The organism is Phytomonospora endophytica, assembly GCF_014202425.1.
GTDB classification, from domain to species: domain Bacteria; phylum Actinomycetota; class Actinomycetes; order Mycobacteriales; family Micromonosporaceae; genus Phytomonospora; species Phytomonospora endophytica.
The window spans coordinates 83,791-106,587 of record NZ_JACHGT010000020.1 but is presented as its reverse complement, the minus strand read 5'-3'; the positions used below and the strand labels follow the sequence as shown (position 1 = coordinate 106,587).

The 22,797-nt window shown below is 71.3% G+C and carries 22 protein-coding genes; 11 read left to right on the top strand and 11 right to left on the bottom strand.

The window, feature by feature from the left end:
- The first annotated feature begins 69 nt into the window (after positions 1-69).
- Both HNR73_RS34710 and HNR73_RS34705 read left to right on the top strand, forming a co-directional pair.
- Entirely contained in the window at positions 70-1,470 is a 1,401-nt protein-coding gene (locus HNR73_RS34710) for a DHA2 family efflux MFS transporter permease subunit (protein WP_184792279.1), read from the top strand.
- Entirely contained in the window at positions 1,467-2,258 is a 792-nt protein-coding gene (locus tag HNR73_RS34705) for an SDR family NAD(P)-dependent oxidoreductase (protein WP_184792278.1), read from the top strand. Before HNR73_RS34710 ends, HNR73_RS34705 begins: the two co-directional genes overlap by 4 nt.
- Positions 2,259-2,695: 437 nt before the next feature.
- Here the strand turns inward: HNR73_RS34705 and HNR73_RS34700 are convergent, their stop codons facing one another.
- The 3 genes from HNR73_RS34700 to HNR73_RS34690 all read right to left on the bottom strand — a co-directional run bounded on the left by HNR73_RS34700 (position 2,696) and on the right by HNR73_RS34690 (position 4,779).
- Positions 2,696-3,724, bottom strand: coding sequence for an SIS domain-containing protein (locus HNR73_RS34700; protein WP_184792343.1), 1,029 nt, complete (start codon positions 3,722-3,724; stop codon positions 2,696-2,698).
- Positions 3,725-4,054: 330 nt separating this feature from the next.
- Positions 4,055-4,564, bottom strand: a complete 510-nt coding sequence (locus tag HNR73_RS34695) for a GNAT family N-acetyltransferase (protein WP_308441951.1) — start codon at positions 4,562-4,564, stop codon at positions 4,055-4,057.
- On the bottom strand, positions 4,564-4,779 hold the full coding sequence (locus HNR73_RS34690; RefSeq protein WP_373316622.1) for a biotin/lipoyl-binding carrier protein: 216 nt from the start codon (positions 4,777-4,779) through the stop codon (positions 4,564-4,566). Before HNR73_RS34690 ends, HNR73_RS34695 begins: the two co-directional genes overlap by 1 nt.
- Positions 4,780-4,902: 123 nt before the next feature.
- On the opposite strand from HNR73_RS34690, the gene HNR73_RS41285 reads away from it, so the two are divergent.
- Complete coding sequence (locus HNR73_RS41285) at positions 4,903-4,977, top strand: 50S ribosomal protein bL37 (RefSeq protein WP_373316623.1); 75 nt, start codon at positions 4,903-4,905, stop codon at positions 4,975-4,977.
- A gap of 158 nt (positions 4,978-5,135) precedes the next feature.
- Here HNR73_RS41285 and HNR73_RS34685 read toward each other — a convergent pair whose 3' ends face one another.
- Positions 5,136-6,734, bottom strand: coding sequence for an MDR family MFS transporter (locus HNR73_RS34685; RefSeq protein ID WP_184792276.1), 1,599 nt, complete (start codon positions 6,732-6,734; stop codon positions 5,136-5,138).
- 102 nt (positions 6,735-6,836) lie between these two features.
- On the opposite strand from HNR73_RS34685, the gene HNR73_RS34680 reads away from it, so the two are divergent.
- Positions 6,837-7,484 carry a TetR/AcrR family transcriptional regulator gene (locus HNR73_RS34680; RefSeq protein WP_184792275.1) on the top strand — a complete coding sequence of 216 codons (648 nt, stop codon included), beginning with the start codon at positions 6,837-6,839 and terminating at the stop codon, positions 7,482-7,484.
- 53 nt (positions 7,485-7,537) lie between these two features.
- On the opposite strand, the gene rsrA is transcribed toward HNR73_RS34680, so the two are convergent.
- The 4 genes from rsrA to HNR73_RS34660 form a co-directional block, all read right to left on the bottom strand.
- The gene (gene rsrA, locus HNR73_RS34675) at positions 7,538-7,798 is read right to left on the bottom strand and encodes a mycothiol system anti-sigma-R factor (RefSeq protein ID WP_184792274.1); all 261 of its coding nucleotides are present in this window, start codon (positions 7,796-7,798) and stop codon (positions 7,538-7,540) included.
- A 1-nt stretch (position 7,799) separates the two neighbouring features.
- Complete coding sequence (locus HNR73_RS34670) at positions 7,800-8,582, bottom strand: sigma-70 family RNA polymerase sigma factor (protein WP_275414568.1); 783 nt, start codon at positions 8,580-8,582, stop codon at positions 7,800-7,802.
- A 437-nt stretch (positions 8,583-9,019) separates the two neighbouring features.
- Positions 9,020-9,367: a WhiB family transcriptional regulator gene (locus HNR73_RS34665; RefSeq protein ID WP_184792272.1), complete on the bottom strand. Its 348-nt coding sequence runs from the start codon at positions 9,365-9,367 to the stop codon at positions 9,020-9,022.
- 202 nt (positions 9,368-9,569) lie between these two features.
- Positions 9,570-10,298 (bottom strand): SOS response-associated peptidase, encoded by a 729-nt coding sequence (locus HNR73_RS34660; RefSeq protein WP_184792341.1) that lies wholly within the window; start codon positions 10,296-10,298, stop codon positions 9,570-9,572.
- 18 nt (positions 10,299-10,316) lie between these two features.
- On the opposite strand from HNR73_RS34660, the gene aroA reads away from it, so the two are divergent.
- From aroA to HNR73_RS34640, 4 genes are all read left to right on the top strand, one after another.
- Positions 10,317-11,618: a 3-phosphoshikimate 1-carboxyvinyltransferase gene (gene aroA / locus HNR73_RS34655; RefSeq protein ID WP_184792340.1), complete on the top strand. Its 1,302-nt coding sequence runs from the start codon at positions 10,317-10,319 to the stop codon at positions 11,616-11,618.
- A 74-nt stretch (positions 11,619-11,692) separates the two neighbouring features.
- Positions 11,693-12,631: a ribosome small subunit-dependent GTPase A gene (gene rsgA / locus HNR73_RS34650; protein WP_203686360.1), complete on the top strand. Its 939-nt coding sequence runs from the start codon at positions 11,693-11,695 to the stop codon at positions 12,629-12,631.
- A 125-nt stretch (positions 12,632-12,756) separates the two neighbouring features.
- Positions 12,757-13,233: a GNAT family N-acetyltransferase gene (locus tag HNR73_RS34645; RefSeq protein ID WP_184792271.1), complete on the top strand. Its 477-nt coding sequence runs from the start codon at positions 12,757-12,759 to the stop codon at positions 13,231-13,233.
- Between the two features lie 11 nt (positions 13,234-13,244).
- Complete coding sequence (locus HNR73_RS34640) at positions 13,245-13,958, top strand: class I SAM-dependent methyltransferase (RefSeq protein WP_184792270.1); 714 nt, start codon at positions 13,245-13,247, stop codon at positions 13,956-13,958.
- 21 nt (positions 13,959-13,979) lie between these two features.
- Here HNR73_RS34640 and HNR73_RS34635 read toward each other — a convergent pair whose 3' ends face one another.
- Both HNR73_RS34635 and HNR73_RS34630 read right to left on the bottom strand, forming a co-directional pair.
- Entirely contained in the window at positions 13,980-15,509 is a 1,530-nt protein-coding gene (locus HNR73_RS34635; protein ID WP_184792269.1) for an MFS transporter, read from the bottom strand.
- A gap of 49 nt (positions 15,510-15,558) precedes the next feature.
- Positions 15,559-16,320, bottom strand: coding sequence for an SDR family oxidoreductase (locus tag HNR73_RS34630; protein WP_184792268.1), 762 nt, complete (start codon positions 16,318-16,320; stop codon positions 15,559-15,561).
- A 101-nt stretch (positions 16,321-16,421) separates the two neighbouring features.
- On the opposite strand from HNR73_RS34630, the gene HNR73_RS34625 reads away from it, so the two are divergent.
- Positions 16,422-19,538 carry an AfsR/SARP family transcriptional regulator gene (locus HNR73_RS34625; protein ID WP_184792267.1) on the top strand — a complete coding sequence of 1,039 codons (3,117 nt, stop codon included), beginning with the start codon at positions 16,422-16,424 and terminating at the stop codon, positions 19,536-19,538.
- A 75-nt stretch (positions 19,539-19,613) separates the two neighbouring features.
- Here HNR73_RS34625 and HNR73_RS34620 read toward each other — a convergent pair whose 3' ends face one another.
- The gene (locus HNR73_RS34620; RefSeq protein WP_184792266.1) at positions 19,614-19,994 is read right to left on the bottom strand and encodes a nuclear transport factor 2 family protein; all 381 of its coding nucleotides are present in this window, start codon (positions 19,992-19,994) and stop codon (positions 19,614-19,616) included.
- 172 nt (positions 19,995-20,166) lie between these two features.
- Between HNR73_RS34620 and HNR73_RS34615 the strand changes: the two genes are divergently transcribed.
- Together HNR73_RS34615 and HNR73_RS34610 are read left to right on the top strand one after the other, a co-directional pair.
- Complete coding sequence (locus tag HNR73_RS34615) at positions 20,167-20,382, top strand: heavy-metal-associated domain-containing protein (protein ID WP_275414570.1); 216 nt, start codon at positions 20,167-20,169, stop codon at positions 20,380-20,382.
- Positions 20,383-20,474: 92 nt separating this feature from the next.
- The gene (locus tag HNR73_RS34610; protein WP_184792264.1) at positions 20,475-22,754 is read left to right on the top strand and encodes a heavy metal translocating P-type ATPase; all 2,280 of its coding nucleotides are present in this window, start codon (positions 20,475-20,477) and stop codon (positions 22,752-22,754) included.
- The last annotated feature ends 43 nt before the right edge of the window (positions 22,755-22,797 follow it).

Genomic DNA, 22,797 nt, shown 5'->3' with positions numbered 1-22,797 from the left:
GGGTTTCCAAGGACCAACAGGTTCGCTACGGTGAACCCGCTGGTTCAGTTTCCCTCAATGGAGTCACTCATGACACGAACCGAAGACCGTCTCGAACCCGCAGTGCGGCGGACGGTCGCGGTGATCCTGCTCGGCGGGATCATGGGCATCCTCGACGGCTCGATGGTCGTCGTCGCCGCCGACACCCTCGCCGGGCACTTCGGCAGCTCCCTCGCCGTCATCGGCTGGGCCTCGACGGGCTACCTGCTCGCGCTGACGATCGCGGTCCCGGTGACCGCCTGGGCCGTCGACCGCGTCGGCGGACGGCGGCTGTGGCTGTTCGGGCTGGTGCTGTTCCTGGCCGGCTCGGTCGCCTCCGGGCTCGCCTGGGACGTCGGGCCGCTCATCGTCTTCCGCGTCGTGCAGGGCGCGGGCGCCGGGATCCTCGACCCCCTCATGCTCACCCTGCTCGTTCGCACGGCCGGACCCGGCCGCTCGGGGCGCGTCGTCGGGCTCATGGGCGCCGTCGGCTCCGCCGGGCCCGTGGTCGGGCCTATCGTCGGCGGTCTCATCGTGCAGAGCCTCGACTGGCGGTGGATGTTCTTCGTCAACGTCCCGATCGTCATCGTGGCGTTCGTCCTGGCCCGCAGGGTCCTCCCCGTCGACCGGCCCGCGCCCGGGACGGCCCGCACACGCCTCGACGTGGTCGGCGTGGCGCTGATCGGGCCGGGCGTCGCCGCCTCCGTCCTGGCGCTCTCGCAGGCCGCGGAGCACGGCGGGTTCACCACTCCGTACGTGGTCGCGCCGCTGGCCGTCGGGCTGGTGCTCGTCGGCCTGTACGTGTCCCACGCCCTGCGCCGTACCGAGCCGCTGATCGACCCGCGCATGTTCGCGCACCGGGGTTTCCCGCCCGGGGTCCTGGTGCTCGCCTTCAACGGGGTGACGACGTACGGAGCCCTCTTCGCGCTGCCGCTGTTCTACCAGCAGGCGAGCGGGGACGGGCCGTTCGCGGCGGGGCTGCTGCTGGCGCCGCTGGGGATCGGCGCGGTCATCTCGATGCCGCTCGCCGGACGGCTCTCGGACCGCCTCGGGTCGCGCAACCTCGCCGTCGCCGGATCCGCGCTGACGCTGCTCAGCGCACTGGCGTTCACCTTCGCCGACTCCGGCGACCGGGTCCTGCCCGCCGTGGCGTCCCTGGCGATCGGGCTGGGCCTCGGCTGCGCGAGCGCGCCGACGATGAGCGTCGTGTTCAAGATCCTGCCGCCCGAAAGGGTCGCGCAGGGCAGCTCGCTGCTCTACATGCTCAACCAGCTCGGCGCCTCGCTCGGGATCACGGTCGCGGCGCTGCTGATCCAGTCGGCGGCCGACCCGGCCACCGGCTTCCGCCACACCTCATGGGCCCTTGTCGTCGCCGCGACGGCGATGCTCGCCGCCACGACCCGCGTGCCCGGCCGCACCCCCGCCCCCGTACTCGAAGGAGCGTCCCTGTGAAGACCATCGTGATCACCGGCGGCACCGACGGCATCGGCCGCGGCCTCGCCCGCACATTCCTGCGGCGGGGCGAGCGCGTCATCGTCATCGGCCGCGACGCCGCCAAGGCGCCCGAGGGCGCCGAGTTCATCGCCGCCGACCTGTCGCTCGTGGCGGAGAACCGGCGGGTCCTGGCGTCGCTCGTCTCCCGGACGGAACAGGTGGACGTGCTGGTGTTCTGCGCGCGCCACTACCGTTCGGCCCGCGCCGAGACGGCGGAGGGGATCGAGGAGAACTTCGGGTTGTTCTATCTGAGCCGGTACATCCTGGGGCATGGGCTGGCGCCGCTGCTGGAGAAGGCGCCCGCGCCGGTCGTGATGAGCGTGGCGGGACCGGGGACGCCGATCGGCGGGGTCCGGTGGGACGACCTGCAGTTCACGCGCGGCTATCACGCGGGGAAGGCGATGACGCAGAGCGGGAAGCTCGCGGACCTGCTCGGGGTGGACTTCGCGCCGGCGCATCCGGGCACGCGGGTCCGCTACGTGCTGCACCACCCGGGGGTGACGGTGACCGGGCACTCGGGGACGTACAGCGAGGCCGACGCGGCGTTCGTCGCGGAGATGAGGAAGCGCGGGAAGACCGTCGGCGAGGCGATCGTGCCGATCCTGCGGCGGATCGACGATCCGCCCGCCGAGGCGCTGTCGGCGTGGGTGCACCACGAGCGGATGGCGGTCGACGACGAGGACTTCGCCCCGGAGGCGGCGGTGCGGCTGCGGGGGTTGACGGAGGGGGTGCTGGCGGGGGGTTGAGGAGCGCGCGCGGGTGGCGGACGGCCGCGCCGAAAGGCGCGGCCGTCCGCGAAACGTGAACTGGGCCAGGGGCCTCCCGGCCTCCGCCCTACATTCGACCGTAGCGCTTGCTCAGGCACGGCCGGCGAACATGAGCCCGGCTCCCTGTGCGCAAGCCATCGCTTGTGGATAACTCGGTGAATGGCTCGCTCGAACTGCGGAACCCGCGGCGGGAAACCCGGCCCAGGCGCCACGCCACAGCGGATTGCCACCGGCGCAGCCGAACCCCGGGAACCCGCCGCGCGACACACCACGGCGAGTCCCGTCCCACGACTCACACAGCCCGGGAACCCGGCACCGGCGGCGGGCCGCAGCCCGATCCCCTACCTCTCAGGCGGTTTCGTTCGCGCCGCCCAAACAAGCAGAGCGCCGCCCAAACCAGCAGAGCGCTGCCCAAACTACAGAGTCTCCGTCACCTTCTTCAGTCCTCGTGGCGCGTCCGGGTTTTCTCCGCGCGTGAGTGACAGCGCGAGCGCCAGTCGCTGTAGCGGCAGGATGTCGAGCAGGGGCGCGTATCGCTCGTCGACGTCGGGTGTCGGGATGCGGAGTGCGGCGCCGGGGACGTCGGAGCCGATGGCGACGACGTCGGCGCGGCGTTCGCCGAGGCGGCCGAGGACTTCGCGCATGGTTTTTCCGCCGGGGCCGTTGCCGACGATGGCGAGGACGGGGACGTCGGGGTCGGCCATGGCGAGGGGCCCGTGGAGGAGGTCGGCGCCGGAGAACGCGAGCCCGGAGAGGTAGCTGGTCTCCATGAGCTTGAGCGCGGCTTCGCGGGCGGTGGGGTAGGCGTAGCCGCGGCCGGTGGTGACGAGGCGTTCGGCGAAGCGGTAGCGGGGGGCGAGTTCGACGGCGGTGTCGTCGGCGAGGAGGGCACGGGCGAGCTCGGGGAGTTTGGCGAGTTCGGCGTGTTCTTCGGCGGGGAGGGTGCCGTTGCCGCCGCGTACGCCTTCGATGAGCATGAGGAGGGCGAGGAGTTCGGCGGTGTAGGTCTTGGTCGCGGCGACGGCGCGTTCGTGGCCGGCGGAGACGTCGACGTGGAGTTCGGCGATCTTGGCGAGGTTGGAGTCGGGGTTGTTGGTGACCGCGAGGGTCTGGGCACCGGATTCGCGGGCGACGCGGAGGACTTCGCCGATGTCGGGCGAGCCGCCGCTCTGGGAGACGCCGACGACGAGGGCTTCGGACAGGTCGGGCCGGGCGCCGTAGACGGTGATGGCGCTGGGCGAGGCGAGTCCGGTGGGGATGCCGAGGCGGATCTCGGTGAGGTAGGCGGCGTAGAGGGCGGCGTGGTCGGAGGTGCCGCGCGCGGTGTAGACGACGAACTTGGGCTTTTTGCGGGCGATGGCGCCGGCGACGTCGGCGATGGCCTTGGCGTGGTTGTCGAGCAGGTCGGCGAACACGGCCGGCTGCTCGTCGATGTCGGCAGCCATGCCGGACCCGCGCGGAACGCTCAGGCCGTCGGGCGCGGCTTGGGCGGCACGGGCCGTCCCCACTTGCTCGGTCATGCGGTTCTCCTCGTCAGGCTTACGCTATGCGTGATCATGCGCGAAGCAAGCATATTCTGCGCGAAACCGAGCAGTCACGCCGCACCTGAGGCGAGCTTAGGTCGCGAGGGGTCGGCCAATCAGTGAAATACCTCAGAAAGCAGGTCGGCGACCGGCCCGGGCGGGCACCGTGGGCGTGATCGTCAAGGTGCGGGCATGCGCGGGAGCGCACACCGGCCGGATCGTCCGCGCGGAATCACGCACGACCCCGTGGGCTCAGACCTCGATCCGCCACCCGATCAGCGAGATCCCCGCCACCGGCTCCCAGTCCTTCTCAGGCGTGCGCACGAACCCGAGCCTCTCGTACAGCCGCATCGCGCCGACGGCCACGTCGTCGCGACTGCAGATCGCCACGGCCGTGCGGCCGTTGGCGCGGGCACGTTCGACGCACGCGTTGACGAGGGCCTTCCCGACGCCCCTGCGCTCGGCGCGCGGGTCGACGGCCAGCATCCGGAACTCGGCCTCGCCGGGCGCCGACATCTCGGCCATCGGCGACCCGTGCTCCAGGTAGGCGACGGTGCCGAGCACGTCACCGGTCTCGGGGTCGACGGCGACGAGGAGCGTGCCGTCGGCGGCACGGGAGGCGGCGTCGGCGAGCTGTTCGGCGTAGAAGGACGCCGGACCGTCGGCGTCACCGAGGTGGCCGTGCTTGCGGTAGGCGTCGACGGCGATGCGCCCGGCCTCGGGGTAGTCGCCGGGCGTGGCGACGCGGACCTCGACGGCCATCAGTCGAGCACCGCGATGAGGTCGCCCTCCTGCACGACGTCGCCCTCGGCGACGGCGATGCTGGTGAGGGTGCCCTCCTCCTCGGCGATGACCGGGATCTCCATCTTCATGGATTCGAGGATCACGATCGTGTCGCCCTCGGCGATCTGGTCACCGGGCTTGGCCACGATCTTCCAGACGTTGGCCACCATCTCGGCGCGGATCTCTTCGGCCATCATCGCCTCCATTGGTCACAGCGGGGTTCATCCGACGATCACAGTAGGCTGCCTCGCCGACAAGCCGTGAGTGGGCAGCCAATATCGTGGAGTGCTGAACTAGTGAGGTTAGGAGTGATCACCATGGCGAAGCGAGCTCGCAAGCGTCGCGCGCGCAAGAAAAAGGGCGCGAACCACGGACGCCGTCCGAACGCCTAGCGCACGGACATGAACGGCCCACCACGTCGCAGACGGGTGGGCCGTTGTGCTGGGCGGCTCACTTCCCGGCGACGCCCGCAGGTTCACGCCCACGAAAAGACCCGCGACCCCGAGCACCCAAGCGCCCGGGACCCGCGGGTCCCTCCGTAACGAAACCGTCAGTGCATGGCCGCGAGCTTCGCCGCCTCGGCCTCGGCGGCGCCTTCGGCGTCACCGGGCTCGGCGTCGTTGTCGCCCGGCGCGGCGCCCGTGCGCAGCGGAACCTGCTTCACGAACAGCGCGAACAGCAGCCCGGCGATGGCGAACGGGATCGTCCACATGAACACGTTCGTGATCGCCTCGGTCACACCGTTGTGCACGACGTCGAGGATCGGCGCCGGCAGGTCCTTGATCTGGCCCGGGTCGAGACCCGCGCCGCCGCCGGTGAAGTTGGCCGCGGTGTCCCCGGGCAACCGGCCGGCGAAGTAGTTCGTCAGCTGGTTGGCGAAGATCGCCCCGAACAGCGCCACACCGAAGGACCCGCCGATGTTGCGCAGGAACGTCGAGGTGGAGCTGGCGACACCGATGTCGCGCTGGGGCGCGCTGTTCTGCGCCACGACCATCGACACCTGCATGATCAGGCCGAGGCCGAGACCGAACACGATCAGCATCCCGCTGGTGAGCCAGAGGGAGGTGTCGACGTTCAGCGTCGTCAGCAGGGCCATCCCGGCGATCATGATCGCGCCGCCCAGGATCGGGAAGATCTTGTACTTCCCGGTCTTGCTGAGCAGCTGGCCGGACAGCAGCGAGGCCACCATCGCGCCGAGCATCATCGGGATGAACGTGACGCCCGACTCGGTCGGCGTCTGCCCCTTGACGATCTGCAGGTACATCGGGATGAAGGTCATCGCGCCGAACATCGCGAAGCCCTGGAGGAAACCGACGGCGTTGATCAGGACGAAGTTGCGGTCCTTGAACAACCGCAGCGGCAGGACGGGCTCGGCCGCCTTGCGCTCGACCATGACCAGCAGGATCAGCGACACGACGCCGAGCGCGGCCAGGCCGAGGATCTGCGGCGAGTCCCACTCGTACTCGGTGCCGCCCCACGTCGTCAGCAGCACCATCGAACCGGCGGCGACGCTGAGCAGGACGATGCCGAGGTAGTCGATGCGGGCCTTGTTCCGGTGCCGCGGAATGTGCAGCGTGAAGGCCACCACCAGCAGGGCCACGATGCCCAGCGGGAGGTTGATGTAGAAGGTCCAGCGCCAGTTGATCGCGTCGGTGAGGAAACCGCCGATGAACGGGCCGCCGATCATCGCGAGCATCATCACCGCGGCCATGAAGCCCTGGTACTTGCCGCGCTCGCGCGGCGGGATCAGGTCCCCGATGATCGCCATGACGCCGACCATCAGACCGCCGGCGCCGAGGCCCTGGAGGCCGCGGAAGGCGATGAGCTGGCCCATGTCCTGGGCGGCGCCGGACGCGGCCGAACCGACCAGGAACAGCGCGATGGCGAACATGAACAGTCGCTTGCGGCCGTATAGGTCGCCGAGCTTGCCGTAGAGCGGCGTCGAGATCGTCGCGGCAAGGATGTACGCGGTCACCACCCACGACATGTGGGCGTAGCCACCGAACTCACCGACGATCACGGGCATGGCCGTGCCGACGATGGTGTTGTCCAACATCGCGAGCAGCATCGCGAGCATCAGACCAGGCATGACGACCAGGATTTCCCGCCGCATCTTCGGCGACGGTGAGGCGTCGGTAGCCTGAGACATGGGTAGGATCCTCTCAAGCAGTGCTTACTTGCCGACCGGCAAGTTATCTGTGAAACTTAAGTCGCAACTAGCCGGTCGTCAAGTAAGTATGAAGGGATTGTGATGCCCAGCACCCGCGAGCGCATTCAGCGCGTCTCTCTTGAGCTCTTCCTGGAACAGGGCTACGAGAAGACCTCGCTGCGCGAGATCGCCGAACGGCTCGGTGTCACCAAGGCCGCCCTTTACTACCACTTCAAGGCCAAGGAAGACATCCTCAGCAGCTACTTCGAGGATTTCGGCGGTGCCGTCAAGGAGCTCATCGCCTGGGGCGAGGCTCAGCCGCGCGGCCCCAAGCTGCGTCGTGAGCTGTTGCGTCGTTACATGGACCTGATCATCGACAAGCACGACATGATCCGGTTCTTCCACGAGAATCAGCCGACGATGCGGCGCATGGACGACAAGGGCCGGCACTTCAAGGAGCGCATGGGCGCCCTGCACCGCCTCATGTACGAGCCGGACGCCGACCTGGAGACGCGGGTGCGCGCGTTCCAGGCCATCATGACGGTCCACACGAGCTGGTTCGTGTTCTTCGAGGAGCAGGGCGTCGAACGCGAGCAGCTGCGCGACGCGGCCCTGTCGGTCGCGCTGGGGCTGGTCACCGCCAACGAGATCCACATGGCCAGCGACCCGCTCGTCGACGGTCTGGTGACGGCGGCGACGAAGGCCGCCGAGCACCTCCTCACCGTCGACGAGGAGCCGCAGAAGGCCTGAGACGACGAAAGGCGCGGAGCCCATGGCCCCGCGCCCGGTCGTGCGTCGCGGTTCTAACGCGGAAAGTCGAGATCGGAGAGCTTCGCGCGCAGGCGGTCCTTGAGCCCGTTGGGCGCGACCTCCTGGCGGCAGCAGCGCTGCACGAGCGCCCGGACCTCCTGCTCGATGCCGAACTCCCTCAGACAGGGAGTGCACTCGTCGAGATGCTGGCGGATGATCGCCCGGCGGGCGTCGGCGCATTCGGCGTCGAGGTAGAAGTACACCTCGGAGAGCACTTCGCGGCAGTCGACCTCATGCGGGTCCCCACAGCTCACCTCAGGCCCCTTCCGGGTCCGCGCCGGAGTGGGTGAAACCCCGCTCGGCGGCGTAAGACTGAAGCATGTCACGAAGCTGACGGCGGCCACGGTGCAAACGGGACATGACGGTCCCGATCGGCGTGCCCATGATGTCGGCGATCTCCTTGTAGGCGAAGCCTTCGACATCGGCGAGGTAGACCGCGAGCCGGAAGTCCTCGGGCAGGCGCTGGAGGGCTTCCTTCACGTCACTGTCGGGGAGGCGGTCGAGCGCCTCGGTCTCGGCGGAACGCAGGCCGCTGGACGTGTGCGACTCGGCCTCGGCGAGCTGCCAGTCGGTGATCTCCTCGGTGGGAGACTGCAGCGGCTGGCGCTTACGCCGACGGTAGGAGTTGATGTAGGTGTTGGTGAGGATGCGGTACAGCCACGCCTTGAGGTTGGTGCCCTCGCGGAACTGGTGGAAGGCGGCGAAGGCCTTCAGGAAGGTCTCCTGGACCAGGTCCTCGGCGTCGGCCGGGTTGCGGGTCATGCGCAGGGCAGCGCCGTAGAGCTGGTCGACGAACTGCATGGCGTCGCGCTCGAAGCGCGCGCCCCGTTCCTCGGCCGTTTCCGGAGCGTCGGGCGCCTGCGGCAAAGTGGTCGTCCCCCTCGGGTTGATCATCCCCGCTGAGGATACGCCGCCCGGTTCGACGGGAGAACCGGTAACCGGCCAGGCCGGACCGGCCAAAAGACGACGCAGCTGATCGGTCGTCTCGTCTTGCGACCCCGCACCAGACCCTCCGGGCTGGTTGCGCACCTTGGTCATCACGTCGGGTGGCTCCCTTCATCCCTTACGTGTGCCGAAACGTCGGTGTGGCGGGAGTAATTCCGTGGCCGGGGAGTGACGAAGGACTCCCCGGTTCGGGTGAGGGCGTCGTGTCTCGAACCTTCAGGTCCTCGGCACACCTCGCGGCGGGTTCGCGAACCGCCGGGTTCGAGGCGACGGCACGGCGGGCGGTGTCGGCCGCCTCGGGCGGGCGCCACGGCAGCGGCGCGACGTCATCTGCGGGGTTCGCGCACCCCGGCGGCCCGTTGACCCCGGCGACCCGTCCTCGCGCTTCCTGGCTCTGGTGGCGGTGCCTGCCACCAGAGCCAGGAAGGGCCTGGGAGGTCGGCGCGATCCCGAGGGACCGCCTCTGGCTAGCCAGATTTGCCGGTTCGCCCGGTCTAACGACCGACCTCCGACCTGGTTACGCTCCGAAGTCAGCCGACTCCGATGAGTTCTCTTCGCTCGCCGGCGCCCGCGCGCCAGGCGATCACCATCGCCCGGCGTTCGCGCGGCGTCGTCCCGCCCCACACACCGTGGGCGTCGCCGGCTTCGAGGGCCCAGGCGAGGCAGGCGCCTCGCACGGGGCATCCGCCGCACACGGCGACGGCCATGTCGGGCGGCTCGGTCGCCGCCGGAAAGAACGTCTCCGGGTCGACCGAGCGGCAGTTGCCCCGTACCCGCCAGGTCTCGTCCTCCGGTCGCTCTTCCCTCGCGCGGATCAATCGGCTGTCGGCACGGGCCGCGGCGACTTCCTCCGGCCTCGGCAGTCTCGCTCGGGTCATTCGACCCACCTCCCCAAGGTGGTCCGTCCAATATGGATGGTCGGCGCCGAGAGTCCCGCTGAGCGCGACGTTTCGGATCCGACACCGGCGACGGAGACCACTCCCTCGCCGGTGCCGTGATCTAACCCACGGCGAAAGCGAGCGGCAATGGTTCTGGGGAAAGGCGAACTGTTCAACCGGGAACGAACAGCGCCAAAACGGACTAGAACAGGGTGGGCGCGCCGTCCTGTTCGACGGGGGGTTCGACCCCTCGAACACCCACCGGCTCGACCCGTTCGGTAAGGAACGCTCCATCGTTGCGGACGTTACCGACGGCCTTGCCGACCGGCCTCGCCTCGATCGCCGCGATGACTTCGAGCGACGGCGGCAGCAACAACGACTCGGCGTCGTCGGACTCCCCCAGCCAGTCGGCCCAGCGGTCCGGCGACAGCACCAGCGGCATCCTGTCGTGGATGCCCTCCAGCCCGCCGTGCGCGTCGGTCGTCAAGACCGTCGTCGACATCAGCGGCCCCTCGCCCCACGTCTCCCACAGGCCGGCGAACACCAGGGGCTCACCGTCGTCGTAGGTCATGTAGAACGGCTGCTTCGACCCGTCCGCCAGCTTCTGCCACTCGTACCAGCCGTCGGCCGGGACCAGGCAGCGCCGCCGCTTGAAGGCGTTCTTGAAGGCGTTCGACGTCGTCACCGTCTCCGAGCGCGCGTTGAACATGCGGTTGCCGATCGCCGTGTCCTTCGCCCACCTGGGCACCAGTCCCCAGCGCGCCAGCGAGACCGCCCGCGACTCCAGGCTCTTCGACACGCGCACGATCGGCACCGACCGGGTCGGTGCCAGGTTAAAGCCCGGCTCCAGTTCCCCGCCGGTGTCGTCGGCCGCCTCGAAAAGAGCCGCCAGATCCGTCGCACTCCGCGTCGATGCGTAACGCCCGCACATGGAGGAAACAGTACGCTGATCGGCGTGACCGAGCAGACCTCAGTGCCCACACCGTGGCAAACCCCCCGTGCCACCGGCCCAGTCCTGTCGACCGTCTCCCTCCCGGGCTCGAAGTCGATGACCGCGCGGGCGCTGGTCCTCTCGGCCGCGGCCGTCAAGCACAGCAGCCTCGCCGAACCCCTCATCGCGCGTGACACCACCCTCATGGCCGGTGCCCTGCGCGCCATGGGCGTCGGCGTCAACACCGCCGAGGACAACCTGTGGGTCATCCGCCCCCAGCCCCTCCACGGCCCCGCCGACATCGACTGCGGCCTCGCCGGGACGGTCATGCGCTTCGTCCCGCCGCTCGCCGCGCTGGCGACCGGCGCCGTCCGCTTCGACGGCGACGCCTACGCCCGCGAGCGCCCCATGGGCCCCCTGCTGAAGGCGCTCAGCGCCATCGGTGTCCAGATCAGCGACGAAGGCCGCGGCGCGCTCCCCTTCGTCATTCACGGGACGGGCTCCGTGCGCGGCGGCGAACTCACCGTCGACGCCTCCAAGACCAGCCAGCTCATATCCGGGCTGCTGCTGTCGGCCGCCGACTTCGACCGCGGCCTCGTGCTCCGCCACATCGGCCCGCCGGTGCCCTCCGCGCCGCACATCCAGATGACCATCGCGATGATCCGCGCCGCCGGCGGCGCGGTCGACGACTCCCGCCCGAACGTGTGGGAAGTCGAACCCGGCCAGCTCACCGGCCGGGCCTGGGAGATCGAGCCCGACCTGTCGAACGCCGCACCCTTCCTCGCGGCCGCCCTGGTCACCGGCGGCGAAGTCACCATCGCCGGCTGGCCGCACAACACCACCCAGCCCGGCGACGCCCTCCGCGGCCTGCTCACCGAGATGGGCGGCGAATGCGTCCTCGACGACCGCGGCCTCACCGTCAAAGGCACCGGCCGCGTCAAGGGCATCGACGCCGACCTGTCCGACGTCAGTGAACTCACCCCCGCCGTCGCCGCCCTCTGCGCCCTCGCCGACTCGCCGTCGACGCTGCGCGGAGTCGCGCACATCCGCGGCCACGAGACCAACCGCCTCGAAGCCCTCGCCACCGAACTCAACCGCCTCGGCTGCAAGGTCGAGGAGACCGACGACGGCCTGCGCATCGCGCCGCGCCGCCTGACCGGCGCCGTGTTCGAGACTTACGCTGATCACCGCATGGCACAGGCCGGGGCGATCCTCGGACTCGTCGTCGACGGCATCTCCCTCGACGACGTGGCCTGCACGACCAAGACCCTCTCCGACTTCCCGGGGATGTGGACGCGAATGCTGGAGGACGGGTCCTGACGAAACGACGACGCGAGTACGACGAGGACGACGTCCGCATCCGGCCGACGCGCCGGTCCCGGCCGCGCACCAAGATTCGGCCCACCCACGACGACGCCGTCCCCGCGCTGGTCATCGCCGTCGACCGCGGCCGCTACACCTGCCGTGTCGACGGAGTCACCGACGGCACGAACGTCCTGGCCATGCGCGCGCGTGAACTCGGACGCAAAGGCGTCGTCGTCGGCGACAAGGTCGCGCTCCTCGGCGACGTGTCCGGAGCCGACGGGACACTCGCCCGGATCGTGCGCATCGAACCCCGCACCGGCGCCCTGCGACGCACCGCCGACGACGACGACCCGTCCGAGCGCGTCCTCGTCGCCAACGTCGCCCAACTCGTCATCGTCACCTCGCTCACCGACCCGCCGCCACGCACCGGCTTCATCGACCGCTGCCTCGCCGCCGCCTTCGACGCCGACATCGCGCCACTGCTCTGCCTGACGAAAGCCGACCTCGGCGCACCCGCCGACAACGCCCTCGCCGAACTGCGCGAGTACTACGCCGACCTCGACCTGCCCTACGTCACGACCTCACCCGAAGCGCCCATCGAACCGGTCACCGACCTGCTCACCGACCGGCTGTCGGTGCTCATCGGACACTCCGGCGTCGGCAAATCGACGCTCGTGAACAGAATCGTGCCCGGCGCCCTACGCGACGTCGGCCGAGTCAGCGCCATCGGCAAAGGCCGGCACACGTCGACGAGCGCGGTCGCACTCGAACTGCCGACCGGAGGATGGATCGTCGACACACCGGGGATCCGGTCCTTCGGACTCGCGCACGTCTCGGCCGAGTCCCTGCTGCACGCCTTCACCGACCTCGTACCGGGCCTCGAAGAATGCCCACGCGGCTGCGACCACACCGGCGACAACGACGAATGCGGACTCGACGAACTGGTCGCCGAAGGGAAGGCGCGGCCGGAAAGGCTCGCGTCGTTCCGGAGGTTGCTGGCGGTGAAACTGGAGCCCGAGCAGTACTGAGTTGATCGGCGGGGGCGAACGAAACCGGAGCGACCACCGACCGGCCGCGCCCCCTCCCCACCCCAACTTCCCACCCACCGAAACCCTCGTCCCACCCCCGCCCCCACCGCGCTAGCCTCGCCTCCATGTCCGAGGCCAAGATCGTTCGCGCCGGGCCCGACGACGCCGGCGAACTGCTCACCCTCCAATACGCCGCCTTCCTCTCCGAGGCGCGCGTATACGAGCGCCTCGATCTTCCGCCGCTCAAGCAGACCTTCGACGAGCTGCGCAGCGAGCTCGGTGACCACCCCACCTGGAAGGCCGTCGTCGGCACCCGCATCGTCGGGTCCATCCGCGTCCACCGTGAAGAGGACGTCCTGCACGTCGGGCGGATCATGGTCGCCCCCGACCAGCAGGGCCGCGGCATCGGCAGCAGACTGCTCGCCGCCGTGGAGGACGACGTCCCCGCCGGTGTCGAACGCCTCTCCCTGTTCACCGGCTTCCTCAGCACCGGAAACCTGCGCCTCTACGAGCGCGTCGGCTACCGCGAAGTCGGCCGCCGGCCCGGACCGACCGGGGTGATGCTCGTGTACCTGGAGAAAACGCTCGCAACGCCCGGATAGGCTTGCCGCCCGTGAGCGACGAGACGTGGGATTCGATAGCCGACTGGTACGCCGAGAAGCTCCGCGCGGGCTCTCCCCTGCACGACTTCGCCCGTGACCTGCTCCTCGACGCCCTCCCCGGCGACCTGTCGGGCCGCCGCGTCCTCGACGTCGGCTGCGGCGAGGGAATCATCACCCGGGCCGTCGCCGCCCGCGGCGCCGAAGCGCACGGCATCGACCCCAGCGAGCGGCTCATCGAGTACGCGCGGGCCACGGAGAAGACCAAACCCGTCGGCGCGAAGTACACCGTGGACGACGGCCGCACCCTGGCCACCATCCCCGACGCCTCCATGGACTGGGTGACCGCCGGTCTCGCCTTCAACAACGTCCCCGATCTGCCCGCCGCGCTCGGCGCCGCCAGGCGCGTCCTCGTCCCGGGCGGCGGGCTCGCGTTCACCGTCCCGCACCCCTGCTTCGAGGCGCCGCGCGCGGCCTGGACCGCCGAAGGGCAGCGGCTCGTCGGCGACTACCTCGACGAGGGCTTCTGGCGCTCGGCGAACCCCACCGGGATGCGCCGGGCGGGAAACCAGCACCGGACCATCGCGTCCTACGCCATGGGCCTGGTCATGTGCGGGTTCACCATCGACCTCGTCTCCGAACCCGCGCCGAACGCGCGGATCCTCGCCGAACAGCCCCGGCGGGTCGGGCTGCCGCCCTTCCTGCTGGTGGCGGCGCGCCTCGACTAGAGGCACGCCGCCGACCGACCTTCACACCGAGTCGCGTCCGACCCGCCGCAGCACGACCGCCGCGAGGATCCCGACCAGCGCCGAGAGGACCGCGCCGATCACCGCGGCCGCGTTCAGCCCGGAGCTGAAGGCCTCCCGCGCGACCGCCAGGAACTCACCGCCCAGCCGCGCCGGAAGACCCGCCGCCGCGTCGAGGGCGCCGCTCAGCGCGTCACGTCCCGCCTCGCCCGCCTCGGCGGGCACGCCCGCGGGCATGTTCCCGGTGAGCTCGGCGCGGTAGAGGGCCATGCCGATACTCCCGACGACCGCGATGCCCAGGGCCAGCCCGAACTCCGACATCGTCTCCTGCATCGCCGAGGCCGCGCCCGCCTTCTCCAGCGGTGCCGCACCGACGACGAGGTCGACGCTCAGGGCCATCATCGGCCCGATTCCCGTGTACACGATCGCGAAGCCGATCATGACGATCCCGGTGCCGTCGGTGTCGGCGAACGCGAGCACGGCGTAACCGATGGCCGACAGGAACATCGCGGCCCCGACGACCGTTCCCGGCCCGAACCTGCCGGCCAGCGCGGGCGCGACCATCGAGGCGATGATCAGCAGCGCGGCCGCCGGGAGCAGCCGCAGCCCGGCCTGGAAGGGCGACAGGTCGGCGACCATCTGGAGGAACTGGGTGATGAACAGGTAGGCGCCGCCGAGCGCGAAGGCCCCGGCCAGCATCACGCCGAGCGCGACGGTGAACGAGCGGTTCCGGAACAGCGAGAGGTCAAGCAGCGGGTCGGCCGAGCGCAGCTGCCGGCGCACGAACAGGACGCCGAACGCGATCCCGGCGAGCAGCGCGAGTGCCGTGGGACCGGTGAGGCCGTGTTTCGCGGCCTGTTTGACGCCGTAGACGAGCGGCAGGATCGCCGCCAGTGAGAGCAGGACGCTGACGAGGTCGAGGCGTCCGGCGGAGTCGTCCTTGAACTCGGGCAGCAGGAAGGGGCCGGTGAGCAGGAGCAGGGCCATGACGGGGACGGCCAGCAGGAAGACCGACCCCCACCAGAAGCGTTCGAGCATGAGCCCGCCGACGACCGGGCCGAGGGCGATCCCGAGCGAGAAGCTCGCGGCCCACACACCGTAGGCGACACCGCGCTGGCGCGGGTCGCGGAACATGTTGCCGATGAGGGCCATCGTGGACGGCATGAGCGTGGCCCCGGCGAGGCCGAGGAGGGCGCGGGCGCCGATGAGTGTTTCGGCACTGTCGGCGTAGGCGGCGAGGACCGAGGCCGCGCCGAACAGGGTGGCGCCGATGAGGAGCAGTCTGCGGCGTCCGATGCGGTCGCCGAGCGTGCCCATGGTGACGAGGAGTCCGGCGATCATGAAGCCGTAGATGTCGATGATCCACAGCATCTGAGCGCCGTCGGGGCGGAGTGCTGCGGCCAGGTGGGGAACGGCGAGGTGGAGGAGGGTGACGTCGAGGGACAGCAGGAGGCTTGGCAGGGCGAGCAGGGTCAGGCCGAGCCATGCGCGGGGGCCGGCTTGGGTGTGGGCGGGGACGGTGGTGGCGTGCATGAGGGACCGTTCTGTTGGACGTGGGTTGGGGTCTGCCGTGCCGGGGCTGTCAGGCGGGCGCCGCGATCCCCTGGGCGAAGCCGCCGTCGATCGGGAACTCGGCCGCCGTCGTGAACGTCGCGTCGAAGGCCAGGAACAGGGCCGCGGCGGCGACTTCCGCGACCGTCCCGTGCCGGCCGAGCGGCGTCTGGAGATCGCCCTGCCGTTCGAACTCGGCGCGTTCCTCGGCGCTTCGCCCCGGCACGCCCATCGTGGGCGTCTTGATGAAGCCCGGAGCCACCGAGTTCACGCGGATACGGCGCGGCAGCAGTTCGGCGGCGAGGACCTTCGCGGCGGCCGAGACCGCCTCCTTCGAGCCGGAGTAGGCGCTCAGACCGGGGAAGACGAGGTCGTTGGCGACGGTGGTGAACACCACGGCGCCGCCGTCGGTGAGCAGCGGCGCCAGGCGTTGCACGGTGAAGAACGCGCCCTTGGCGTTGACGCGGAAGTGGCGGTCCCAGGACTCCTCGGTGACCTGTTCGAGGGTCTGGATCTCGGCGATGCCGTGGTTGACGAACAGCGCGTCGACCCCGCCGAGGCGTTCGGCGGCCAGCGCTCCGAGCGCGTCGATGTCGGCCATGCTCGCCGCGTCGGAGCGGACGACGTGCGCGGCGCGGCCGGCCAGTGCCGTGCGGGCCTCCTCGACGGTCCGCTCGTTGCGGCCGGTGAGGATCACCTCGGCGCCTCCGGCGAGCAGGGCCTCGACGATGCCCAGGCCCATGCCGTGCGTGCCTCCGGTGACGATCGCCTTCTTGCCGTCGATTCCAGCCATGTCGCGCTCCTCGGTTTCCGTTGGCGTCGTGCTGACGGGCACCACCGTGCGGGGCGCGGCTTGCGCTCGGTTGTAGATCGACTTGCGGTTACGGTTGCGGCGTGCGTTTTGGTGTCCTCGGTCCCCTCGCGGTGTGGTCGGCGAACGGCGTGGCGGTCACGGTCCCCGAGGTCAAGGTGCGGGCGCTGCTGGCGTCCCTGCTCGTCGATCCCGGCAGGGTGGTCTCCACCGGCCGGCTCGCCGAGGACCTGTGGACCGGTGCGCCTCCGGCGGACCCTGCCGGTGCCGTGCAGATCCGGGTCTCCCGCCTGCGGAAGGCCCTCGGCGCCGACGGGAAGGCGCTGGTGTCCTACCGGCCGCCGGGGTACGCCTTCGGCGGCGACGTCGAATCCGTCGACGCCGTCCGTTTCGCGCGGCTGACGGCCCGCGCCCGCGAGGTCGCCGACGCGCGCGGACGGGCCGCGCTGCTCACCGAGGCGCTGGAGTTGTGGCGGGGCACGCCCTTCGCCGAGTTCGCCGACGCGCCCTTCGCCCGCGCGGCGTCCGCGCGGCTTGAGGAGCGTCGGCTGGCCGCGCTGGAGGACCTCGCGGAGGCACGACTGGAACTGGGCGAGCACGACCTCGCCGCCGCCGAGCTGGGCGAGCTGACCGCGGCCCACCCGCGCCGGGAACGCCTGCGGGCGGCGCACATGCGGGCGCTGTACCGGTCGGGCCGCCAGAGTGAGGCCCTCGACGCCTTCGAGGAGCTGCGGCGGCGCCTCGCGTCCGAGCTTGGCGTCGATCCTTCCCCCGAGCTGGCCACGCTGCACCGCGAGATCCTCGGCCAGTCCCCCGCGCTCGCGCCGCCCGCGCCGGTGCGCACGAACCTGCCGACACCGGTGACGAGCCTGGTCGGCCGCGACGCCGCCGCCGGGGAGGTCGCCGGGCTGCTGTCCCACCAGCGGCTCGTGACGCTCACCGGGCCCGGCGGTGTCGGCAAGACGCGGCTCGCGATCGAGGCCGCGTCCCGGGCCGCCGCGTCCTTCCCCGACGGCGTCCGGCTGGTCGAGCTGAGCTCGCTCGGACGCGATTCCGGCACGGAGGTGGTCGCCGGGGCGGTCGCGGCGATCCTCGGCATCCGCGACGACGGTGAGGCGCTCGCGCGGCTCGGCGAGGCGCTCGGCCCGAAGCGGACACTGCTGGTCCTCGACAACTGCGAGCACCTCGTCGAGGGCGCCGCCACGCTCACCGGGGCGCTGCTGCGGGCGGCGCCCGGCCTGACCGTGCTGGCGACCAGTCGCGAGTCCCTCGACATCGCCGGCGAACTGCTGTGGACCGTGCCGCCGCTCGACCCGGCGGGCGCGGCGGCCGAGCTGTTCGCCGCGCGCGCCACCGCGGCCTCCCCCGGCTTCCGCATGACCTCCGCCGACACCGAGGCGGTCGCCACGATCTGCCGCCGCCTCGACGGGATCCCGCTCGCCCTGGAGCTCGCGGCTACGAGGGTGCGGGCCCTGGGCGTGAGCGCGCTCGCCGGGCGCCTCGACGACCGCTTCGGCGTGGTCACCGGCGGCCACCGCGACGCGCCCGCCCGGCAGCGCACGCTGCGCGCGGTCATCGACTGGAGCTGGGAACTGCTGACGGCGGCCGAGCGGACCGTCCTGCGGCGGCTGGCCGTCCACGTCGACGGGTGCACGCTCGTGGCGGCCGAGGCGGTGTGCGCGGCCGACGGCGTCGCGCCCGGTGACGTGCTCGACCTGCTGGCGCGGCTGGTGGCACGGTCGCTGGTGACGGTCGTGCACCGCGCCGACGGGCCGCGTTACCGGCTGCTGGAGTCGGTCGCGGTCTACTGTGCCGAGCGGCTCGGCCTCGCCGGCGACGAGCGGGACGCGCGCCTCGCCTACGCCCGCCACCACGCCGACCTCGCCCGCACCGCCGACGCCCGCCTGCGCGGAGCGGACCAGCGCGCATGGCTGGCCCGCCTCGACGCCGAGTCCGCGAACCTGAGGGGCGCGCTGGAGGCGGCCGTCGCCTGTGGTGAAGGGCGGCTCGCGCTCGAACTGGCGACCACGACCACCTGGTACTGGTTCCTGCGCGGACGCCTCGGCGAGGCCGAGCGTTTCCTGGAGCGGGCGCTGTCGGCGGCGAACGGTCCCGCGCCGCATGCGCGTGCCTGGTTGCACGGCGTGCGGATGCTGTCCGGCCATCCCGCCGACGGGACCGACCCGATCGCCCTGCGCGACGCCATTGCCGACCCCGCCGAACGCGTCCGCGCCGGCTGGTTCCTGGGCCTGGCCGCCTCGCTGTTCGGGGAGGCCGCGGCCGCCGAACGGCTCCTCACCGACGCCCTGCGGGAGGCGACGGGGCTGGGCGACGACTGGACGGGCGCGGCCGTCCTGACCGCCCGCGGCATCCCGGCCTACGAGCGCGGCGACCTCGCCGGAGCCGCCGGTGACGCCGAGCGCGCCCGGGCCGTGTTCGCCGGGCTCGGCGACCGCTGGGGCCGCGAGCAGGCCCTCGGGGTACTGGCGAGGCTCGCCGAGATCGGCGGGGACTACGCCGGGGCCGAGCGGTACCTGCGCGAAGGGCTGCGCATCGCCGAGGAGCTGGGACTGGCCGGGCAGGTGTCGAGCGCACTGTCGCAGCTCGGCCGGATCGCGCTGCTGGAAGGCGACTTCGAGGCCGCCGACGCGCTGCACGGCCGCGCGCTGCGCCTGGCCGCCGACCGCGCCGACAAGCCGGGCGAGGAGAACGCCGCCATCGGCCTCGGCCTCGCCGCGCGCAGGCGCGGTGACCTGGACGCCGCCGAGCGGCGCCTGCGGCCCTGGCTCGACTGGAACCGGCGGCTCGCGCCTGACACCGGTGCCGCGCTCATCCTCGCCGAACTCGGCTTCGCCGCCGAACAGCGCGGGGACGCCGCCGCCGCGCTCGAACTGCACGGCGAAGGACTCACCGCCGCCCGCAACACAGGCGACCCCCGTGCCGTGGCGCTGGCCTGGGAGGGCCTGGCGGGTGCGTACGCGCTCGCGGGTGAGCCCACGCGGGCCGCGAGGCTGCTCGGCGCCGCGCACGCGGCGAGGGACGCCGTGGGCGCGCCGCTGCCACAGGGCGAGCGCGGCGACGTCGACAGGATCGGGGCGGCCGTGCGGGTGGCGCTGGGCGACGAGGGGTTCGAGGCGGCCTTCGCGCGTGGGCTCGCCGAGGGCCGGACCGGTGTGGACGTGTCGCCGGACGCCGGGTAGGGCCGAGCGTCAGCGTGGGAACCGGCCCGCGAGCCTCCCCGGCCGGAGCTCGCGTCGCCGGTTCGGTCGGTCGCGTCAGTACCGCTCGACCAGGTGTTCGCGGCCCGCCGGTGGCTCGTACGACTCCGGCCAGAAGTCGGTGATCGACACGAACAGTCCTTCGGCGTTCGTCTCGAAGAAGGTCACCGCGTCGACGGTCTCGCCGCCGTCCTCCATCCTGATCCAGGAGACGCCGCCGTCGGCCTCGGCGACGACGCGGTACAGCGAGGCGTGCCAGTCGCCCGGGTACTCGCGGTTGAACTGGAGGTACTTCTCCTTGCCCGTGATCCGTTCTCTGGACTGGGGCAGCTCGTAGACGACGTCCTCGGCGATCAGGGTCGCGAAGGCGTCCCAGTCGCGGGCGTCGGCGGTCGTCCAGTACTTCTCCACGGCGGCGCGCAGCGTCTTGTCGTCCATTCCCGCAGGGTAGGCGCCACCTCCGACAAAAAGCGGAAGCCGCCCTTGCAATACCCCCAGGGGTATGTTAGTTTTCTCTTCGTCAGATACCCCCCTGGGGTAACTATCACCGAGGAGACCTCCCATGTGCGACACCTGCGCCACCGACGCCCCGACCACCACCGCCGTGGGCGTGACCGGCGGAGTCACCGCGACCTACGACGTCGTCGGCATGACCTGCGGGCACTGCGTCAACAGCGTGAGCACCGAGGTCGGCGCCATCGAGGGCGTGACCGACGTGGCCGTGGACCTGTCCACCGGCAAGGTGACCGTCGTCAGCCGGTCCCCCATCGACGTCGACGCGATCGCCACGGCGATCGACGAGGCCGGCTACCGGCTCGCCTCCTGACCGACCCGGGGTGGGCCGCGTCTCCGCGTTCCCCGACCGGTGGACGCGCCCCACCCCAAACAGGCGACAATCGTTATCGAAGGAGTAGGCAGATGACTTCCCGTACGGACGCAGCCCCACCCCCGGCCGAGAGCCAGATCGAGCTGGCGATCAGCGGGATGACCTGCGCCTCCTGCGCCAACCGCATCGAGCGCAAGCTCAACAAGATGGACGGCGTCACCGCCACCGTCAACTACGCCACCGCCAAGGCGAAGGTGAGCTACGCGCCCGGCATCGCCCCCGAGGAACTCGTCTCGACGGTCGAGAAGACCGGCTACGGCGCCGCCCTCCCGCCGCCCCCGAAGACCCGTAAGCAGCGCACCGACGAGGGCGAAGCCGAGAACACCGCCGACCCGGAGCTCGACGAGCTGCGCGAGCGGACCCTGATCTCGCTCGTCCTGGCCGCCCCGGTGATCCTCCTGGCGATGGTCCCGGCCTTCCAGTTCGACGCCTGGCAGTGGCTGTCGCTGGTGCTCGCCTTCCCGGTGGTCACCTACGGCGGCTGGCCCTTCCACAAGGCCGCCTGGACGAACCTCCGCCACGGCGCGGCGACCATGGACACCCTCGTCTCCGGCGGCACGCTCGCCGCCTTCGGCTGGTCGGTCTGGGCGCTGTTCTGGGGCGACGCGGGCATGATCGGCATGACCCACCCCTTCAGCTTCTTCGGCGGGACGGGTGAGGCCTCGGCCAACATCTACCTGGAGGCCGCCGCGGGCGTGACCGCCCTGATCCTGCTCGGCCGCTACCTGGAGGCGCGGGCCAAGCGGCGCGCGGGTTCGGCGCTGCGGGCACTGCTGGCGATGGGCGCCAAAGAGGTCGCCGTCGTGCGCGACGGCGTCGAGACGCTGATCCCGGTCGAGGACCTCGCGGTCGGCGACGAGTTCGTGGTCCGCCCCGGCGAGAAGATCGCCACCGACGGCGTCGTCGTCGACGGCGCCTCCGCGGTCGACGAGTCCATGCTCACCGGCGAGTCCGTCCCGGTCGAGGTGCGGCCGGGCAGCAACGTCACCGGCGCCACCGTCAACGCCGGCGGCCGCCTGCTGGTCCGCGCGACCCGCGTCGGCGCCGATACGCAGCTGGCGCAGATGGCCAAGCTCGTCGAGGACGCCCAGAACGGCAAGGCCGCCGTCCAGCGCCTCGCCGACCGCATCTCGGGCGTGTTCGTGCCGATCGTGATCGTCCTGGCCCTCGGCACCCTCGCGACCTGGCTGATCCTCGGCAACGGCACCGCCGCCGCCTTCACCGCCGCCGTCGCGGTCCTGATCATCGCCTGCCCGTGCGCCCTCGGCCTGGCCACCCCGACCGCCCTCATGGTCGGCACCGGCCGCGGCGCCCAGCTCGGCATCCTGATCAAGGGCCCGGAGGTCCTGGAGAACACCCGCCGCGTCGACACCGTCGTCCTCGACAAGACCGGCACCGTCACCACCGGCAAGATGTCGCTCGTCGACGTCATCCCCGCCGCCGGACAGGACACCGACGAGCTGCTGCGCATCGCCGGAGCCCTCGAAGACGCCTCCGAACACCCGATCGCCCAGGCCATCGCGGCCGGAGCCGTCCAGCGCGTCGGCGAACTGCCCAAGGTCGAGCAGTTCGAAAACGTGCCCGGCCTCGGCGTCAACGGCCTGGTCGAGGAGAAGGCCGTCACGGTCGGCCGCACGAAGCTGCTGGCGGAGTGGTCGCAGTACCTCGACGACTCGCTCCAGGCCGCCAAGGACGCCGCCGAGGCCGAGGGCAAGACGGTCGTGGCGGCGAGCTGGGACGGGGAGGTGCGCGGTCTGCTGGTCGTCGCCGACACCATCAAGGACACCAGCGCCGAGGCGATCGTGCGGCTGCGGGCCCTCGGGCTCACGCCGGTGCTGCTGACCGGCGACAACAAGGCCGTCGCGGCGACCGTCGCCAAGCAGGTCGGTATCGACGAGGTGCACGCCGAGGTCCTGCCGCAGGACAAGGTCGACGTCGTCAAGGCTCTCCAGGCCGAGGGACGCACGGTCGCCATGGTCGGTGACGGCGTCAACGACGCCGCCGCGCTCGCCCAGGCCGACCTGGGTCTGGCGATGGGCACCGGCACCGACGTGGCGATCGAGGCCAGCGACCTGACGCTCGTCCGTGGTGACCTGCGCTCGGCCGCCGACGCGATCCGCCTGTCCCGCAAGACCCTCGGCACGATCAAGGGCAACCTGTTCTGGGCCTTCGCCTACAACGTGGCCGCCATCCCGCTGGCCGCGTTCGGGTTGCTCAACCCGATGATCGCGGGTGCGGCGATGGCCCTGTCCTCGGTCTTCGTGGTCACCAACAGCCTGCGGCTGAAGAGGTTCAAGGCACAGACCGGCTGATCACGGTCCGCGCGAACGGCGTCCACGCGAGTGGGCGCCGTTC

What these genes read in the sequence shown, in the direction of transcription:
- HNR73_RS34685 (WP_184792276.1), bottom strand. Translation starts at nt 6,734, where the DNA reads ATGTCTCAGGCTACCGACGCCTCACCGTCGCCGAAGATGCGGCGGGAA.
- HNR73_RS34630 (WP_184792268.1), bottom strand. Translation starts at nt 16,320, where the DNA reads ATGGCTGGAATCGACGGCAAGAAGGCGATCGTCACCGGAGGCACGCAC.
- HNR73_RS34610 (WP_184792264.1), top strand. Translation starts at nt 20,475, where the DNA reads ATGACTTCCCGTACGGACGCAGCCCCACCCCCGGCCGAGAGCCAGATC.
- HNR73_RS34670 (WP_275414568.1), bottom strand. Translation starts at nt 8,582, where the DNA reads ATGACCAAGGTGCGCAACCAGCCCGGAGGGTCTGGTGCGGGGTCGCAA.
- HNR73_RS34665 (WP_184792272.1), bottom strand. Translation starts at nt 9,367, where the DNA reads ATGACCCGAGCGAGACTGCCGAGGCCGGAGGAAGTCGCCGCGGCCCGT.
- HNR73_RS34700 (WP_184792343.1), bottom strand. Translation starts at nt 3,724, where the DNA reads ATGGCTGCCGACATCGACGAGCAGCCGGCCGTGTTCGCCGACCTGCTC.
- HNR73_RS34695 (WP_308441951.1), bottom strand. Translation starts at nt 4,564, where the DNA reads ATGGCCGTCGAGGTCCGCGTCGCCACGCCCGGCGACTACCCCGAGGCC.
- HNR73_RS34635 (WP_184792269.1), bottom strand. Translation starts at nt 15,509, where the DNA reads ATGCACGCCACCACCGTCCCCGCCCACACCCAAGCCGGCCCCCGCGCA.
- HNR73_RS34690 (WP_373316622.1), bottom strand. Translation starts at nt 4,779, where the DNA reads ATGGCCGAAGAGATCCGCGCCGAGATGGTGGCCAACGTCTGGAAGATC.
- HNR73_RS34620 (WP_184792266.1), bottom strand. Translation starts at nt 19,994, where the DNA reads ATGGACGACAAGACGCTGCGCGCCGCCGTGGAGAAGTACTGGACGACC.
- HNR73_RS34710 (WP_184792279.1), top strand. Translation starts at nt 70, where the DNA reads ATGACACGAACCGAAGACCGTCTCGAACCCGCAGTGCGGCGGACGGTC.
- HNR73_RS34645 (WP_184792271.1), top strand. Translation starts at nt 12,757, where the DNA reads ATGTCCGAGGCCAAGATCGTTCGCGCCGGGCCCGACGACGCCGGCGAA.
- HNR73_RS34680 (WP_184792275.1), top strand. Translation starts at nt 6,837, where the DNA reads ATGCCCAGCACCCGCGAGCGCATTCAGCGCGTCTCTCTTGAGCTCTTC.
- HNR73_RS34660 (WP_184792341.1), bottom strand. Translation starts at nt 10,298, where the DNA reads ATGTGCGGGCGTTACGCATCGACGCGGAGTGCGACGGATCTGGCGGCT.